Below are 16,457 nucleotides of genomic sequence, written 5' to 3' on the forward strand. Positions count from 1 at the left end.
TCCACAGGGCGCGGTGTGATGAAAAGACCTGGTCCGAGGGCTGTGGAAATCGGCGTGCGGCCGGTGACGGCGGACGCTTAGCGTGTGCGCATGGCCCTCGAACTCCGCACCCCACTCGCCGATTCCGATCTGCCCAACTGGACCGTCGCGCTCAACACGGGCTTTCTGCGTCCGCCGGAGGCGCCGAAGGAGGAGGTGGAGCTGCGGCGGGAGCAGATCGATCTGTCCCGTACGCAGGGGGTCTTCGACGGGGACCGCTGCGTGGCCACCTTCCGCAGCTTCGCACAGCGGCTGACGGCGGTCGGCGGGGCGGATGTCCCGGCCGACGCGATCAGCAATGTCGCGGTGTCGGCCACCCACCGCCGCCGGGGGCTGCTCAGCCGGATGATGGAGCACGATCTGCGCGCCGCCAAGGAGCGGGGCGAGGCGGTGGCCACCCTGATCGCGGCCGAGTACCCCATCTATGGGCGGTACGGCTTCGGCCCGGCCACCTGGATCACCGAATGGCAGGTGGACGTCCCCCGCGCCGGTCTCGACCCGCGCCACTCGGCTCCGGTGGACGGCGGCCGGGTCGACTTCGCCGACGCCGACGAGGTGCGGAAGCTGGGCCCCGCCCTGCATGAGCGGCTGCGCGCCCGACAGCACGGCGCCATCGACCGCCCGGACCACTGGTGGCGGATCAACACCGGTCAGCGGCGGTTCCCCAACCGCCCCTGGACCGAGCCGTTCTATGTGCTCTACCGCTCCCCCGACGGCTCGGTGGACGGGTTGCTCGCCTATACGGCGGACGACCGCTGGGACGGCAACAAACGACCGCACAACACCGCCACCGTGCTCGAGCTGACCACGGTCTCCCCGGCCGCCGAGCGGGCGCTGTGGCACTTCCTGCTCTCGGTCGACTGGGTGACCCGGGTCAACACCGGCCGGCGCGCGCCCGACGATCTGCTTCCGCTGCTGCTCGGGGATCCCCGCGCGGCCCAGGTCACCACGTATGCCGACTGGCTGTGGCTGCGCCCGCTGGATGTGCCCCAGCTGCTGGAGACCCGTACGTACCCGGCCGAGGGCTCGCTGGTGCTCGAGCTGCGCGACGCCGCCGGGCTGGCCGGTGGCCGCTACTTCCTGGAGGCGGGCCCCGACGGCGCGGCCTGTGCGACCACGGGCCGCCCGGCCGACCTGACCATGGACATCGGCGAGTTGAGCACCCTGTGGCTGGGCGACGAGTCGGCGGTCCGGCTCGCCTCGCTGGGCCGGATAGCCGAGGAGCGCCCGGGCGCCGCGGCGCTGGCGGACCGGCTGCTGCGGACCCCGCGCCGCCCCTGGTGCCCCGATGGCTTCTGAGGCGCCGGGTGTCCGGGCCCGGCGGTCGCGCCCGGCAGCCGCGCCCGTTCGGTCGGCGCCGTGCGGTCGGCGCTGGGCAGTCGGTACTGGGCGGTCGGCGCCGTGCGGTCGACGCTGGGCAGTCGACGCTGGGCAGTCGGTGCTGGGCGGTCGGCGCTCAGCAGCTGGACTTGAGCAGCCGGCGCGCGCCCGCGCCCTGCTCGCCCAGCCGGTCGTAGGGGTTCGCCAGCGCGCACTTGTCGATCGACAGACAGCCGCAGCCGATGCAGTCGGTGAGGTGGTCGCGGAGGTTCTCCAGCTGTTCGATGCGCTCGTTGAGATCCGCGTGCCAGCACTCCGAGATCCGGGCCCAGTCCTCCTTGGTGAGGACGTGGTCCTCGGGGAAGAGCCCGAGGACCTCCCGGATCCTCGCCAGCGGGATGCCGACGCGCTGCGAGGAGCGGACGAAGGCCACGCGGCGGAGGGTATCGCGGGTGTAGCGGCGCTGATTGCCGGAGGTGCGGCGGCTGTGGATCAGCCCCTCGCGCTCATAGAAGCGCAGCGCTGAGGCGGGCACCCCGCTGCGCTGCGAGAGATCGCCGACCGTGAGCTCATGGGTCTTCCAGGTCAGTTGCGTCATAGTGCCGAGGGTAGCTTGACTTCAACCTTTGTTTAAGTCCGAGGCTCGTCCCATGACGACAGACACCGCCGCCCTGACGGCAACCACCACGCCCGCATCCGCCACCGACACCGACTCCCCCATCCGGCTCGCCATCATCATCGGCAGCACCCGCGACGGCCGCTTCGGGCCGAAGGTCGCGGACTGGTTCGCCGGTCATGCGACGCTCCGCTCCGATATGACCGTCGACGTCGTGGACCTGGCCGAGACCCCGCTGCCCCCGGCCCTCACCCACCGTCCCGGCCCCGAGGACGTCGCGGCCCTGGATGCCGTGACGCCACGGCTGGACGCGGCCGACGCGTTCGCCGTGGTCACACCCGAGTACAACCACAGTTACCCCGCCTCCCTGAAGAACGCGATCGACTGGCACTTCACCCAGTGGCAGGCCAAGCCGGTCGGCTTCGTCTCCTACGGCGGCATCTCGGGGGGCCTGCGCGCGGTCGAGCATCTGCGGCCGGTCTTCGCCGAGGTCCACGCCGTGACCGTCCGGGACACGGTCAGCTTCCACAACGCGGGCGGGCTGTTCGGAGAGGACGGCCGGCTGAAGGACCCCGAGGGTCCGGACACCGCCGCCGGGGCGATGCTCGACCAGCTCACCTGGTGGGCGCGGGCCCTGCGCACGGCCCGCACCACCCACCCGTACGGCAGCTGAGCTGCCCGGCGGCGCCGACCCCCGTTGACGGCGCCGCCGGGAACCCGGCTCAGCGGCTCAGCGGCTCAGCCGGTGCGGCGGCGGAAGAGCACGCCCGACAGCCCGGCCGCCACCGCCAGGATTCCGCCGCACCAGACCAGGGCCTGCCAGGCGCTGTCCCCGACCGGCCGGTCCAGCAGCAGCCCCCGCAGGGCCTCGATGACCGGGGTGACGGGCTGGTGCTCCGCGAACCCGTGCAGCCAGCCCGGCATGGTGTCGATGGGCACGAACGCGCTGCTGGGATACGGCAGGAACATCATCAGGAAGGTGAACCCGCCCGCCGCCTCCGGCGACCTGGCGATCAGCCCGAAGCAGGCCGACAGCCAGGAGATCGCGAGGATGAACATCAGCAGGATCCCGGCCACGGCCAGCCAGTCGAGCGGACCGGCGGCCGGCCGGAAGCCGATGAGGAAGGCCACCCCGAAGACGATCGTGGTCGCGACCGTGTTGCGCAGCACGCTCGCGGCCACATGACCCGCCAGGATCGGGGTGCCGCCGATGTCCAGGGACCGGAAGCGGTCGATGATGCCGCCGGCCATGTCATTGGTGACGGTGACCGCCGTGTTGGCCGAGCCGAAGCCCGCGCACAGCAGCATCACCCCGGGGACGACATAGGTGACGTACTCGGTACCGGTGTGGATGGCACCGCCGAAGAAGTAGACAAAGACCAGCATCAGCATGATCGGCAGCAGCATGGCGGTGAGCACCGCGTCGAGATTGCGCCTGCTCAGCCGGATGGTGCGGCCGGTCAGAACGATCGCGTCAAACACCGGCCGTCTCCTTCTCCCCCGCGGCGCTCTCTCCCCCGGCACCGCGGCTTTCGCCCCCGCCGTTACGGCTGTCGCCTCCGCCGGTACGGCTCTCGCCCCCGGTGCCATGGCCGGTCAGGGCCATGAAGACATCGTCGAGCGTCGCGCTGTGCACGGTGAAGCGGTCCACGGCGCGGCGCCCGGGGTCGATCTCGTCGAGCAGGGCCCGCACTTGGGCGGCGCTGCCGTCCGTCGCGACGCCCAGCGTCAGCCGGTCGGCGTCGCTCCGGACGAGCCGTACGCCGAGGTGGCGCGCGACCGTCTCGTACGCCGTGACATCACCGAGCACGAGGTCGAGCCGCTGCCCGGCCACGCGCTCCTTCAGCTCGGCCGGGGTGCCCTCGGCCACCACCCGGCCGCCGTCCACCACGGCGACGCGATCGGCGAGTCGGTCGGCCTCCTCCAGGTACTGGGTGGTGAGGAAGACCGTCACCCCGTCCGTCACCAGCCCCTTGACCACCTCCCACATGGCCTGTCGGCTGCGTGGGTCGAGTCCGGTGGTCGGCTCGTCCAGGAAGATCACCTCGGGGCGGCCGACCAGGCCCGCGGCGAGGTCGAGCCGACGGCGCATCCCGCCGGAGTAGGTGCCCACGGTGCGGCGGGCGGCGCCGGTGAGGCCGAAGCGCTCGAGCAGTTCCCGAGCGCGGCCGCGGGCCTCGGCGCGGCCGAGCCGGGTCAGCCGCCCCATCATCCGCAGGTTCTCCTCGCCGGTCTGCATCTCGTCCACCGCGGCGTACTGCCCGGTGAGGCTGATGGCGCGGCGGACCCGGCAGCGGTCGGCGACCACGTCGAAGCCCGCGACGTGGGCCCGCCCGGCGTCCGGTGGCGTCAGCGTGGCCAGGATCCGCACGGTCGTGGTCTTGCCCGCCCCGTTGGGGCCGAGCAGCGCGAAGACGCTGCCGGGCGCGACCGACAGATCGACGCCCCTGAGCACCTTCACCGCCCCGTAGGACTTCTCGAGGCCGCTCGCCTCGACGGCTGGTCGATGGGTCATGATTCCCCCGCTCCGCTTTCTGCGTATGCCATACGCGCTACTGCGTAGGGTATACACAACTCTAGTATGGCGGTCAATCGAGCCACCATCAGCGCACGTAGGTACGGAGGATCCCGAGGCCATGGCCACCGAGGAGAGCGGCACCGGCCTGCCGGCGAGCATCGAGGCCGCCTGGGGACTGCGGGAACGCCCGGGCAAGGGACCCCGCCCCGGGCTGACCCTGGGCCGGATCGTCGACGCCGCCGTCGGGATCGCCTCGACGGACGGCCTCGGCGCGGTCTCCATGAGCCGGGTCGCGTCCGAACTGGGCGTCTCCACGATGTCCCTGTACCGCTATGTCTCGGCCAAGGACGAACTGCTGATGCTGATGGAGGACGCGGCCTACGGCCCGCCCCCGCCCGGCGCCCCGGCCGAAGGCTGGCGGGCCGGGTTCAGCGACTGGGCCTGGGCGCTGCGCACCGCCTTCGCCCGCCATCCATGGGTGGTGAACGTCCCGACCAGCGCCCCGCCCTCGACGCCCAACTCGGTGGCCTGGATGGAGCGCGGACTGGCCTGCCTCCGCGGCACGAACCTCAGCGAGGGCGAGAAGATCTCCGTACTGATGCTGGTCAGCGGCTTTGTCCGCAACGAGGCTCGGCTGACCTTCGACATCCTGGCGGCCCGGCAGCGCAGCGGGCAGAGCCTCGAGTCCTCGATGGCGTCCTGGGCCAGGCTGCTGGGGAAGCTGACCGACGCCGAGCGCTTCCCGGCGGTGACGGCGGCGCTGCGGACGGGAGAGTTCGACGTCCCGGGCGGCCCTGACGACGAGTTCGTCTTCGGCCTGGAGCGGATCCTCGACGGTGTGGAGGCGCTGGTCAGCGCGCGGGGCTGACCGCCCGGATCCGCGCGCTCCGCACACCCACGGGGCTGGTCCCCACGCCCACGGGGCTGGTCCCCACGCCCTCAGGGGCTGGCCAGATTCTTGCACATCCTGGCCATCCGGCCACTCGTCGGCCCCGGGGCCGGTTTCCGAGCATGGTGGGCATGAACGTGCTGTGGATATTCGCCCACCCCGAACAGCGCTCCCTCAGCGGGGCGTTGCGCGACGAGGGGCTGCGCGCCCTGCGCGAGGCGGGCCATGAGTACCGCTTGTCCGATCTCTACGCGATGCGCTGGAACCCCGTGGTGGACGGCGCCGACTTCCGGCATGACGCGGACGAACGCCTCATCGTCGGGGCCGCCTCGCGGCGCGCCTACGACGCGGGGACGCTCAGCGAGGACATCCGCGCCGAACAGGAGAAGATCGCCTGGGCCGATGCGCTCGTCGTGCAGTTCCCGCTGTGGTGGTACGGCATGCCCGCCATCCTCAAGGGCTGGTTCGACCGCGTCTTCGTCAAGGGCTTCGCGTACGGGATCACCGGGCCGGACGGCCGCACCCTGCGCTACGGGGACGGCAAGCTGGCCGGTAAGCGCGCCATGGTGGTGCTGACCGCCGGGGCGCCCGAGGCCACCATGGGGCCGCGCGGCGTCAACGGCGAGATCGGCGATCTGCTGTTCCCGCTGCACCACGGCACCTTCTGGTACAGCGGGATGTCCGTGCTGCCGCCGTATGTGGTGTACGGCGCGGACCGGGTCCCGGCCGAGGTGTACGAGACCCATGCCGCCGAGCTGCGGAAGCGGCTGGCCGCACTGCCGACCGAGGAGCCGATTCCGTTCCGCCGCCAGAACGGCGGGGACTACGACGAGCGCCTGGTGCTGCGCCCCGACCTCCTGCCGGGCCGCACCGGCCTCTCCGTGCACTACGCGCGGCCCCGCACCCCGGCCGCCGGAGACGCCCAGGACGCGCAGACGGCCGAAAACGGCTAAGCGGGCGGCCACAGCTCCAGCCGCCAGTCGTTGCACCGCGTCATCGTCCCCACCGGATACTCGAACTCGCACTCGCCGAGCAGCGTGAAACCGGCCTTGCGGCACACCCCGTTCGACGCGGGGTGGCCGACGGACGGATACGCGTGCAGATACCGATGGGTCCGCTGCGCCGCAGCCGCCCGGGCCACCTCCCTCGCGGCCGCGGCCGCGATCCCCCGCCCCTGGAACGGCGGCAGCACGGCCCAGCCGGTCTCGTACACCGACTCACCCCGCCACTCCCGCTCCCAGTACCCGATGCTGCCGGCCGTCTCGTCCCCCTCCGGCAGCACGATCCGGTACATCCGCCCGGCGCCCGGCCCGGTCAGCTCGGCATACCGCCGGTGGCGGACCAGGATCCGCTCCTCGCTCTCCGGTCCGCCCAAGTGGCTCGTCATCTCCAGGCTGTTGACGCGGCGCAGCAGCTCGAGGCAGAGCGCGCTGTCCTCCCACGGCTCGAGCCGCACCCACGCCCCGCTCGCCCCACCGGACATCGGCCACCTCCCGCCGTCGGCGCACCCTGCGCCCGCCTTCCGTTCATTCGACCACGGGGGTACGACAACGGCCTCGCGCCCAGGTCACGGCCCGTACCGCCCGTACGGTCCGTACCGCCTGGCCCGCCCGGCCCGCCCGGCGTCAGCCCGCCGACGCCACCCGCTTCAGCAGCGCCATGTCGTCCTCGTCGAGGGCGATCCGCGCCGCCGCCATGTTCTCCTCGAGGTGGGCCAGTGAGCTGGTGCCGGGGATCTGGATGATCGCGGGCGAGCGGGCGAGGCCCCAGGCGAGGGCGATCTGATGCGCGGTCGCGCCGCGCCGCTCCGCGACCGTCCGCAGGTTCTCGTTCTCCAGGGCGGTGTGGCCGCCGCCCAGCGCGAAGAACGGCATATAGGCGATCCCGGCCGCGGCGCACTCGTCCACCAGCGCCCCGTCGGCCTGATCGAGCACCCCGAACCGGTTCTGCACCGCCGCCACGGGCGCGATCGCGCGGGCCTCGGCGAGCTGCTCGGCGCTCACATTGCTCACCCCGAGCTCCCGCACCAGCCCCTCGTCCCGCAGTGCGGCCAGCGCGCCGAACCGCTCCCCGATCGGTACCCCGCCCACCGCCTTGAGCCGCCCCACCCGCAGATACACCAGATCGAGCGCGTCCACGCCCAGCTGCCGCAGGTTCTCCTCCACCAGCTCCCGCAGCTGCTCCGGCCGCGCCTCCGCGTACATCTCCCCGGTCGCGGTGCGCAGCGGCCCGATCTTGGTGGCGATGGTGAGGTGCTCGGGGTACGGGTGCAGGGCCGCGCGCAGGAGGTCGTTGGCCCGCTCGGTGGCGGAGAAGTAGAAGGCGGCGGTGTCGATATGACGGACGCCCAGCTCGACGGCGCGCCGTGCGACCGCCACGGCCGTGGCCCGCTCGACGACGGGACCGCCCCACCGCCCCGGCAGCTGCATGGCCCCGAAGCCCAGCCGATCGGCCGGTGACGAGAGGTGGGAAAACAAAAACGAGGAAAACGGGGATGAGGAAGAGGATGAGGTCATGGGGCAGCATGCGCACCTTTTCGCCCCGACCACAAGATCAGCTCAGCCCGACGACCGCTCCAGCAGCAGCGCCCGCTCACGGGCGTTACGGGTCAGGGCCGCCGCACGCGTGAACTCCGTCCGGGCCTCCTCATGCCGCCCCAGCCGCTCCAGCAGATCCCCGCGGACGCTCGGCAGCAGGTGGTAGTCCTTGAGGGCCGGTTCCTCCGCCAGCGCCTCGACCAGTTTCAGACCCGCCGCCGGCCCCTCCGCCATCGCGACGGCGACCGCCCGGTTGAGCTCCACCACCGGGGACGGGGCGAGCGCCATCAGCCGGCCGTAGAGTGCGGCGATGGCCGTCCAGTCGGTGTCCTCGTAGCGGATCGCGCGTGCGTGGCAGGCGGCGATGGCGGCCTGGAGGGAGTACGGACCCTGGCCTGCCCGCTGGAGGGCCTCGACGCCCCGGCGGATGAGCAGGCGGTTCCACTTGGTGCGGTTCTGGTCGGCGAGCAGCACCGGCTCACCGCCGGGGCCGGTGCGGGCCGCGATCCGGGAGGACTGGAACTCCAGCAGCGAGACCAGTCCGTGCACTTCGGGCTCCTGGGGCAGCAGCCCCGCCAGCACCCGCGCCAGGCGCAGCGCGTCCTCGCACAGGGCCGGGCGCACCAGATCGTCGCCCGTCGTCGCGGAGTAGCCCTCGTTGAAGACGAGGTAGACGACCTCCAGGACCGAGGAGAGCCGGGCGGTCCGGTCGTCGCCGTACGGCACCTCGAAGGGGACCTCGGCCTTGGCGAGCGTCCGCTTGGCCCGGACGATGCGCTGGGCGACCGTGGGCTCCGGGACCAGGAACGCGCGGGCGATCTCCTCCGTCGTCAGCCCGCCCAGCAGCCGCAGGGTGAGCGCGACCCGGGCCTGGGTGGACAGCACGGGATGGCACGCGGTGAAGATCAGCCGCAGCAGATCGTCGTCGATGTCCTCGGCGGTCCCGGCGAGATCCGCCGGGTCGGGCGGTGAGACGTCCTCCAGGGCCCGCCCGACCTCCGCCAGCTTGCGCGCGTAGGTCTCCTTACGGCGGACGAGATCGATCGCACGGTGCTTGGCGGTGGCCATGAGCCAGGCGCCCGGATTGTCCGGCGCGCCCGACTCCGGCCACCGCTCCAGCGCGGTGACCAGGGCGTCCTGCGCGAGTTCCTCGGCCAGCCCGACGTCCCGCACGATGCGGGCGACGCCTGCGATGATCCGCGCGGACTCGATCCTGAAGACCGTTTCGACCGTTCTGGCGATGCCGGCTGTTTCGCCGCTCTGGGCGTTTTCAGCCGCTTTCGCCGCATCGGCCGGGCTTGCTGCCGTCACGGCCACTATCAGAGCAGCCGTAAGGGGACGGAGCAAGCGTTACCGGCTCAGGGTTCGACCACCTCGCGGACCTCGACGGTGATGGTCCAGAACTCCTCATGGACCCGCAGGAACCGCTTGGTCCACTCCAGGGCCTCGGCCTTGTCCTTGGCCTGGAGCAGGGCGTAGCCGCCGATGACCTCCTTGCTCTCGGTGAAGGGGCCGTCGGTGCAGCTGATCTTTCCGCCGGACCAGGTGACCCGGGTGCCGTCGGAGGTCGGGGTGAGCCCGGCCGTGTCCAGCATGACCCCGGCCTTGGTCATCTCCTCGATCAGCTCGCCCATCCGCTCCATGAGCTCGGGGCTGGGGCCCTCGGCGGGGGCGTTCTGCTCATCGACGCGGATCATCGACAGATAGCGCGGCATGGTGACTCCTCATGTGGAACGAGATCGGGATTCCGGAACGGAGGCCGGGGGCTTCCCCCGCCTCTCACCCCTGCGTCGAACGGGCACCGCCCGGATCGACAGACCTCACGAAATTTTTTGACGGAGTCGCACCGACGGGGTCGCACCGACCGGCTCACACCGACGGGCGCCGCATGACACGCGCCACTATTGCAAGCAAATGCTTGCAATAGTTAGCACACCTGTTGCAGCATCGAGGCATGGCATCACTCAACGTCGGCAACCTCGGCGAGTTCCTGCGCGAGCAGCGGCGCAGTGCGCAGCTGTCGCTGCGGCAGCTGGCCGATGCGGCCGGGGTGTCCAATCCGTACCTCAGCCAGATCGAGCGCGGGCTGCGCAAGCCGAGCGCCGAGATCCTGCAGCAGCTGGCGAAGGCGCTGCGGATATCCGCCGAGACCCTGTACGTACAGGCGGGGATCCTCGACGAGCGGGACCGCGAAGAGACCGAGGTGCGCAGCGTGATACTCGCCGACCCCTCGATCAACGAGCGGCAGAAGCAGGTCCTGCTGCAGATCTACGAGTCCTTCCGCAAGGAGAACGGGCTCCAGACCGCCTCGGACGACGCCTCCGACACCCCCGACACCGGCGCCGACGTCGCCGCACCCTCGAACTGATCCGGGAGGACCATCACCATGGCCATCACCGACGACGTACGCAAGACCCTCACCGACCCGACCCCGCTGTACTTCATGGCGGGCACGGCCGACATCGCCGCCCAGAAGCTCAAGGAGGTGCCGTCGTTCGTCGAGAAGATCGTCGCGGAGGCCCCGGAGCGCCTGAACGCGGTGCGCAACACCGACCCCAAGGTCGTGCAGGAGCGGGTCTCCCAGCAGGCCAAGGGCGCCCAGGACAAGCTCACCGAGATGCTGGGCACGCTCGACACGGACATCAAGCGGCTGCGCGACACGGCGCAGGAGCTCGCCCTGCAGGGTGTGGGCCGGGCCGCCGAGCTCGCCGTGAAGGCGCGGGAGCGGTACGACGAGGTGGCCGAGCACGGCCAGGAGGTCGTGCGGAACTGGCGCGGTGAGGCGGCCGACGAGGTCGTCGACATCGCCGGCGCGATCGAGCCCAAGGAGGAGCGGGACGGCCACGCCGCCCGGTCCAAGGCGCCGACGCAGTCGGTCGCCATGGACTCCAAGGAGGCCCCGAAGTCCCCGGCCAAGCCGGCCACCCCGGCCGCGTCGAGCAATTCCGGCCACTCGGGCGCGCAGACGTCCGCGGCCTCGTCGGCCTCCCAGGCCAAGAAGGCCCCGCCCCGCGGCAACAAGCCCGCCACCGCCGCCAAGAAGCCGGAGCCGAAGTCGGCCGGCTGACGCGCGCACACCCACGACCGGGCCGGGTACGCCGGGCACAGCCTGCGTGCCCGGCCCGGTGGGCGGGTACGGTGGCCCGCAGAGACGCTTCCCATACATATCTTCTAGGCGGTGGACGGCGTGCTGGTTGAAGGCTTCGGCAAGCTGATGTACTGGGTCTCCTGGGCCCTGCTCCTCTTCAGCCTCTTCGCCTTCGTCGACTCGGCGATCCGCCGGGAGGACGCGTATCGAGCGGCGGACAAGCAGACCAAGGCGTTCTGGTTGATCATCCTCGGTCTCGCGGCCGCGGTGAACTTCTTCATGGGGATCCTGGACTTCCTGCCGATCATCGGGCTGATCGCGACGATCGTGTACATCGTCGACGTCCGGCCCGCGCTGCGGCAGGTATCCGGCGGTGGCCGCCGCTGGCCGCGCGGCCGCGGCTCCAGCTCCGACGGCCCTTACGGACCCTTCAACGGCCGATAGCGGGCACGAGCCGGCAGCCGTAAGCGGGCACGGGTCAGCGGCCGACAGCGGGCACGAGCGACATCACGACGGGCCGCGGCCGGTCAGCCGCGGTCCAGCAGCAGCACCGCCAGATCGTCGGTCAGCTCCCCGCCGTTCAGCGACCGCACCTCGGTGACGGTCGCGTCCAGCAGTTCCTCACCGCGCCGTCCCTCCGCGACCTGGCGCGCCACGATCTCGACCATCCCCTCCTGGCCGAGCCGCTGCACCCCCTGCCCGACGCGGCCCTCGATCAGCCCGTCGGTGTACATCATCAGGCTCCACGCCCCGCCGAGCTCGACCTCGCGGCACGGCCAGCGGGCGTTCGGCAGCAGGCCCAGCGCCGGGCCGTTCTCGTCGGTCGGCAGCAGCCGGGGCGCCATGCTCGGGCGGATCGCCAGCGGTGAGGGGTGCCCGGCCAGGCAGACCCCGGCCCGGCGGCCGTCCGGGGCGATGTCGACCGTGCACAGTGTGGCGAATATCTCATCGTCGGCGCGTTCGTTCTCCAGCACCTGCTGAAGGGTGCCGAGCAGTTGATCGCCGCAGAGCCCGGCGAAGGTCAGGGCGCGCCAGGCGATCCGCAGCTCCACCCCGAGGGCGGCCTCGTCCGGGCCGTGGCCGCAGACGTCGCCGATCATCGCGTGGACCGTGCCGTCCGGGGTGCGGACGGTGTCGTAGAAGTCGCCGCCGAGCAGCGCCCGGCTGCGGCCGGGCCGGTAGCGGGCGGTGAAGCGCAGCCCCGAGCCGTCCAGCAGCGGGGTGGGCAGCAGGCCGCGCTCCAGCCGGGCGTTCTCCTGGGCGCGCAGCCGGGACTCGGTGAGCTGGCGCTGGGCGAGGTCGGAGCGTTTGCGCTCGACGGCGTAGCGGATGGCGCGGCTGAGGATCCGGCCGTCCAGCTCGCCGCGGAAGAGGAAGTCCTGGGCGCCCACCCGCACCGCCTCGGCGGCGCGCTCGGCGTCGTCCTCCGCGGTGAGCACGAGGACGGCGTGCGAGGGCGCGAGCCTCAGCACCTCGCGCAGCATGGCCAGCGAGTCCGCGCCGTCGTGGCGCGGGCCCGGCAGGGCCAGGAGGATGCACTGCACCCCGTCGGTGAGCAGCCGGCTGGCCTCGGTGAGGTTGCGGGCCGAACGGATGCGGACCCGGTTACCCTCGGTATCCAGCATCTCGGGAACGTTGAAGGCACCGGACGGATCGTCCTCGATCACCAGCAGGGTGAGCCCGTTGTCGGGCAGGGTGGCGGGACCGGCTGACTGGGCCGGTGCCTCCCGTTGCCTCGGCACGGGTACGGACATCGCTCGATTCCTTCCCTCCCCCCGAGGGCGCGCCCCGCCGACCGGTGGAGCACTGTGGGATTCCGGTACGCACACCGACTGGTCGGTTTCAACGGCGTCAGGGCGCGGGTACCGGATACTGCCAGGCGACCTTAGCGCTAGGCGGCCGTTTCACGGAATGACCTCCAGGCACCGACTTTTGTCATATGCCGCACGTCATGCGGCACTTGGCGGCCCGGGAGACAATCCCGGGATGACGAACATCACGCTGGCGCTGGGCGATATCACCGAGCAGAGCGTCGACGCGGTCGTGAACGCGGCCAACTCCTCCCTGTTGGGAGGGGGTGGCGTCGACGGAGCCATCCACCGGCGGGGCGGACCCGACATTCTGGATGAATGCCGCGATCTGCGCGCATCCCGCTACGGCAAGGGACTTCCGGCCGGTGAAGCGGTCGCCACCACGGCCGGCCGGCTGCCCGCCCGCTGGGTGATCCATACGGTCGGACCGGTCTTCTCCGCGGCCGAGGACCGCTCGGCCACCCTCGCCTCCTGCTACCGCGCGGCGCTGCGGGTCGCCGACGAACTGGGCGCCCGTACGGTGGCCTTCCCGGCCGTCTCCACCGGCGTCTACCGCTGGCCCCTGGACGACGCGGCCCGGATCGCGCTCACCACCGTCCGCGATGCGGACACCTCGGTCACCGAGGCCCGCTTCGTCCTCTTCGACCAGCGCGCGTACGACGCCTTCGAGACGGCCCTGGACGAGCTGCCGCCGGCCTGAGCCTCCGGTGGCCGGGCCGGTACCACCTCGCGTCACTACCTCGCGTCCGGCCGCACCACGCCCAGGATGGGCATCGAGCCCGCGCCCGCGACCGTCACCTGGCGGCCGGGGCGGGGGGCGTGGATCATCGCGCCGCTGCCCACGTACATCCCCACATGGCTCGCGTCCCGGAAGTAGATGATCAGATCACCCGGGCGCATGTCCTTCACGCTCACCTTCGGCAGCAGCCGCCACTGCTCCTGCGAGGTCCGCGGGATCGCCCGGCCCGCCGCCGCCCACGCCCGCTGGGTCAGCCCCGAACAGTCATAGGTGTCCGGGCCCACCGCGCCCCACACATAGTCCTTGCCGAGCTGGTCCTTCGCGAAGTCGACCGCGCGGCCGCCCCTCGCGGTGGCGCCGCCGCCGAGCTCCCGCAGTATCCCGGTGTCCAGCCACTTCGCCTGCGCACCACGGGCCTTGTCCTCCTCCAGCCGGCGCAGCCGCTCCCGCTCGTCCTTCGCCAGCCGGGACTCCAGCCGCTGCGCCCGGGCCAGCTTGCGGAGGATCTCCTTCTTCGCGGCCGCCTTCTTCGCCCGGCTCCGGTCCAGCCGTTCCCACTCCTGGGAGGCCGACTCGGCGTAGCGGTCCAGCGCCACCTGGGTGCGCGCCAGACGGCCGATCAGACCGTGGGTCGCCTTTTCACCCTTGCGCGCGAGCGTGACGCCGTCGAGGAAGTCCCCCGGGTCGCCGTTGAGGAACAGCCGCGCCTCCGCGGGCATCCCGCCGCCGCGGTACTGCGCCCGGGCCATCGCCCCGGCCCGCTTGCGCAGTCCGGCCATCTCCTTCTGGGCCTTCACCACGGCTCGGGCGATCTTCAGGATGGACTTCTCCTGCCGGACCTGTTTCTCCCGCGCCAGGTTGTACGCGTCGGTGGCGGACTCCGCCTTGCGGTAGAGCCCCTCGACCTCCTGACGGACCGCCTCCAGCCTCCGGTCCCCGGCCCCGCCGCCACCGGTCCCGCCACCGGCCCCGCCACCCGGCGTCGGCCCCGGCTCGCCGGGCGCGGCGTACGCCGCCTCCGGTACGGCCGACAGTCCCAGCGCGCAGACGAGCGCGGTGGCCGCGGCGACGCTCACGCCCCTCCCTCTCCCGTCCCGCCTCACCCGCGGTCTCCTCTCGTTCCGCTCCGGCCGTGCGCGCTCCTGTCCCTCCAGGCCCTGTCCGGCGGGCCTTCGCGGGCCCGCGACGCCTGGCACGGCACCTCGCTGCGTTGTCGGGATCGTCCGAGTACAACCCGGTACGAGGACGACCCTCCGCCTTGCGATGCACCGCACCAGACGCCGCGGGCTGATCCGCGAAGACCCGCCGGACAGGGCCTCGCGCGCCAGATCTGACGTACCGGCACGTAGGGACGGATAGTGACATGCCGTACCGCAATCCGACAGAGACACGCGGCGGTTACGCCGGCAGCCACCCCGATCCGGTTCACCCGGACGGGTGCCGCACCGGTGTCGGGCGGGCCCCGGGCGACCTCCGCGAGGAGGTCACCCTCGCTGCGATCCAGCCGTGACCTGGCCGTGACATGGCCACCACACTGACGGCCGAGGTTCACCATCCGTTAACTCACCCCCTCAGGCCGCTTCACCTGATCTGCCTACTTTCGGCCCTACTGAGCGTGAGCCGTGCACGGCTCCGGCGCACGCCACAACAAGTGCGCTCCACCCATCTCGCGCCGTCCCCCACCGGCGGCTTCTGGAAGGAACTCCTGAAAGTGAAGCTTCAGCGCAAGAACCGGCTTCGCGCCATCGCCGCCGGTGCCCTCGCTGTCTCCGGCGCCCTTGTCCTCACGGCGTGCGGCTCCGACGACAACAGCGGCGGTGGCGGCGGCGACTCCAAGGCCGCCTCCAACATCAAGTGCGACGGCAAGGGGCAGCTGCTGGCCTCCGGCTCCTCCGCGCAGAAGAACGCCATGGACCTGTGGATCAAGACCTACGGCGAGGCGTGCAAGGACACCAAGCTCAACTACAAGGCCACCGGCTCGGGCGCGGGCATCCAGGAGTTCCTGCAGGGCAAGACCGCCTTCGCGGGTTCCGACTCGGCGCTGAAGCCCGAAGAGATCAAGTCCTCGGAGCAGGTCTGCAAGGGCGGCAAGGCCATTGACCTGCCGATGGTCGGCGGCCCGATCGCCGTCGGCTTCAACGTGCCCGGCGTGGACAAGCTGACGCTGAACGCCGAGGTCCTCGCCAAGATCTTCAACTCCGAGATCAAGAAGTGGGACGACCCCGCGATCAAGGCGCTGAACAAGGACGCGAAGCTTCCGAGCCTCAAGATCCAGGCGTTCCACCGCTCCGACGAGTCGGGCACCACGGACAACTTCACCAAGTACCTCAAGGCCGCCGCGCCCAAGGCGTGGCCGCACGAGCCGGGCAAGGCGTGGGAGGGCGAGGGCGGCCAGTCGGCCGACGGCTCCTCCGGTGTCTCCTCGCAGGTCAAGCAGGTCTCGGGCGCGATCTCGTACTTCGAGCTCTCCTACGCGACCGCGAACAGCATCAAGACCGTCGACCTGGACACCGGCGCATCCGCCCCGGTCCAGGCCACCGTCGACAACGCCTCCAAGGCCATCTCCGAGGCCAAGATCAAGGGCACCGGCAAGGACCTGGCCCTGGACCTGGCGTACGACACCAAGGCCGACGGGGCCTACCCGATCACCCTGGTCACCTACGAGATCGCCTGTGACAAGGGCAACAAGGCGAGCACCCTCGCCGCGACCAAGTCCTTCCTGACCTACGTCGCCAGCGAGGACGGCCAGACCTCGCTGAAGGAGCTGGGCTACGCCCCGCTGCCGACCGAGATCGCCAACAAGGTCCGCGAGAGCGTCAAGAGCCTCTCCTGACCCGAGTGCGGCTGACTCCGCCGCGGCGATCGCCGCGGCGGAGTCAGCCGCATCGTCCGGTGCACCG

Annotated in this window: 18 protein-coding genes; 9 read left to right on the plus strand and 9 right to left on the minus strand. The window is 71.6% G+C overall.

The genetic code is table 11. The annotated features are described in order from the left end of the window. Window positions 1-90 precede the first annotated feature (90 nt). Entirely contained in the window at window positions 91-1,338 is a 1,248-nt protein-coding gene (locus ACZ6TD_RS22680; protein WP_471356828.1) for a GNAT family N-acetyltransferase, read from the plus strand. Between the two features lie 157 nt (window positions 1,339-1,495). On the opposite strand, the gene soxR is transcribed toward ACZ6TD_RS22680, so the two are convergent. After that, window positions 1,496-1,957 carry a redox-sensitive transcriptional activator SoxR gene (gene soxR, locus ACZ6TD_RS22685; RefSeq protein ID WP_471356830.1) on the minus strand — a complete coding sequence of 154 codons (462 nt, stop codon included), beginning with the start codon at window positions 1,955-1,957 and terminating at the stop codon, window positions 1,496-1,498. Window positions 1,958-2,009: 52 nt separating this feature from the next. Between soxR and ACZ6TD_RS22690 the strand changes: the two genes are divergently transcribed. Beyond that, complete coding sequence (locus ACZ6TD_RS22690) at window positions 2,010-2,648, plus strand: NADPH-dependent FMN reductase (protein WP_471356832.1); 639 nt, start codon at window positions 2,010-2,012, stop codon at window positions 2,646-2,648. A 65-nt stretch (window positions 2,649-2,713) separates the two neighbouring features. Here ACZ6TD_RS22690 and ACZ6TD_RS22695 read toward each other — a convergent pair whose 3' ends face one another. Next, window positions 2,714-3,457, minus strand: a complete 744-nt coding sequence (locus tag ACZ6TD_RS22695; RefSeq protein ID WP_471356835.1) for an ABC transporter permease — start codon at window positions 3,455-3,457, stop codon at window positions 2,714-2,716. Beyond that, on the minus strand, window positions 3,450-4,490 hold the full coding sequence (locus ACZ6TD_RS22700; protein ID WP_471356836.1) for an ATP-binding cassette domain-containing protein: 1,041 nt from the start codon (window positions 4,488-4,490) through the stop codon (window positions 3,450-3,452). Before ACZ6TD_RS22700 ends, ACZ6TD_RS22695 begins: the two co-directional genes overlap by 8 nt. Window positions 4,491-4,611: 121 nt before the next feature. Between ACZ6TD_RS22700 and ACZ6TD_RS22705 the strand changes: the two genes are divergently transcribed. Continuing rightward, window positions 4,612-5,361 carry a TetR/AcrR family transcriptional regulator gene (locus tag ACZ6TD_RS22705; protein ID WP_471356838.1) on the plus strand — a complete coding sequence of 250 codons (750 nt, stop codon included), beginning with the start codon at window positions 4,612-4,614 and terminating at the stop codon, window positions 5,359-5,361. Between the two features lie 152 nt (window positions 5,362-5,513). After that, window positions 5,514-6,335, plus strand: a complete 822-nt coding sequence (locus tag ACZ6TD_RS22710) for an NAD(P)H-dependent oxidoreductase (protein WP_471356841.1) — start codon at window positions 5,514-5,516, stop codon at window positions 6,333-6,335. On the opposite strand, the gene ACZ6TD_RS22715 is transcribed toward ACZ6TD_RS22710, so the two are convergent. From ACZ6TD_RS22715 to ACZ6TD_RS22730, 4 genes are all read right to left on the minus strand, one after another. Then, entirely contained in the window at window positions 6,332-6,865 is a 534-nt protein-coding gene (locus tag ACZ6TD_RS22715) for a GNAT family N-acetyltransferase (protein ID WP_471356844.1), read from the minus strand. The two genes, ACZ6TD_RS22710 and ACZ6TD_RS22715, sit on opposite strands and share 4 nt — an antisense overlap. Before the next feature lie 142 nt (window positions 6,866-7,007). Further along, window positions 7,008-7,898 (minus strand): aldo/keto reductase, encoded by an 891-nt coding sequence (locus tag ACZ6TD_RS22720; protein WP_471356845.1) that lies wholly within the window; start codon window positions 7,896-7,898, stop codon window positions 7,008-7,010. A gap of 42 nt (window positions 7,899-7,940) precedes the next feature. Further along, complete coding sequence (locus ACZ6TD_RS22725) at window positions 7,941-9,230, minus strand: RNA polymerase sigma factor (RefSeq protein ID WP_471356848.1); 1,290 nt, start codon at window positions 9,228-9,230, stop codon at window positions 7,941-7,943. A 47-nt stretch (window positions 9,231-9,277) separates the two neighbouring features. After that, on the minus strand, window positions 9,278-9,634 hold the full coding sequence (locus ACZ6TD_RS22730; RefSeq protein ID WP_191068298.1) for a YciI family protein: 357 nt from the start codon (window positions 9,632-9,634) through the stop codon (window positions 9,278-9,280). Window positions 9,635-9,873: 239 nt separating this feature from the next. Here ACZ6TD_RS22730 and ACZ6TD_RS22735 point away from each other — a divergent pair, with 239 nt between their 5' ends. The 3 genes from ACZ6TD_RS22735 (at window position 9,874) to ACZ6TD_RS22745 (ending at window position 11,451) form a co-directional block, all read left to right on the plus strand. Then, complete coding sequence (locus tag ACZ6TD_RS22735; protein WP_137978909.1) at window positions 9,874-10,287, plus strand: helix-turn-helix domain-containing protein; 414 nt, start codon at window positions 9,874-9,876, stop codon at window positions 10,285-10,287. 18 nt (window positions 10,288-10,305) lie between these two features. Continuing rightward, window positions 10,306-10,986 (plus strand): hypothetical protein, encoded by a 681-nt coding sequence (locus ACZ6TD_RS22740; RefSeq protein WP_471356853.1) that lies wholly within the window; start codon window positions 10,306-10,308, stop codon window positions 10,984-10,986. A 120-nt stretch (window positions 10,987-11,106) separates the two neighbouring features. Then, entirely contained in the window at window positions 11,107-11,451 is a 345-nt protein-coding gene (locus ACZ6TD_RS22745) for a DUF2516 family protein (RefSeq protein WP_037955086.1), read from the plus strand. 83 nt (window positions 11,452-11,534) lie between these two features. Here the strand turns inward: ACZ6TD_RS22745 and ACZ6TD_RS22750 are convergent, their stop codons facing one another. Then, the gene (locus ACZ6TD_RS22750) at window positions 11,535-12,761 is read right to left on the minus strand and encodes a PP2C family protein-serine/threonine phosphatase (RefSeq protein ID WP_471356855.1); all 1,227 of its coding nucleotides are present in this window, start codon (window positions 12,759-12,761) and stop codon (window positions 11,535-11,537) included. Between the two features lie 232 nt (window positions 12,762-12,993). Here ACZ6TD_RS22750 and ACZ6TD_RS22755 point away from each other — a divergent pair, with 232 nt between their 5' ends. Continuing rightward, on the plus strand, window positions 12,994-13,518 hold the full coding sequence (locus ACZ6TD_RS22755; protein ID WP_471356857.1) for an O-acetyl-ADP-ribose deacetylase: 525 nt from the start codon (window positions 12,994-12,996) through the stop codon (window positions 13,516-13,518). Between the two features lie 35 nt (window positions 13,519-13,553). On the opposite strand, the gene ACZ6TD_RS22760 is transcribed toward ACZ6TD_RS22755, so the two are convergent. Beyond that, complete coding sequence (locus tag ACZ6TD_RS22760) at window positions 13,554-14,633, minus strand: C40 family peptidase (RefSeq protein ID WP_471356859.1); 1,080 nt, start codon at window positions 14,631-14,633, stop codon at window positions 13,554-13,556. Window positions 14,634-15,268: 635 nt separating this feature from the next. On the opposite strand from ACZ6TD_RS22760, the gene pstS reads away from it, so the two are divergent. After that, the gene (gene pstS, locus ACZ6TD_RS22765; RefSeq protein ID WP_471356861.1) at window positions 15,269-16,390 is read left to right on the plus strand and encodes a phosphate ABC transporter substrate-binding protein PstS; all 1,122 of its coding nucleotides are present in this window, start codon (window positions 15,269-15,271) and stop codon (window positions 16,388-16,390) included. Window positions 16,391-16,457 lie beyond the last annotated feature (67 nt).

Source organism: Streptomyces yongxingensis (assembly GCF_055597465.1).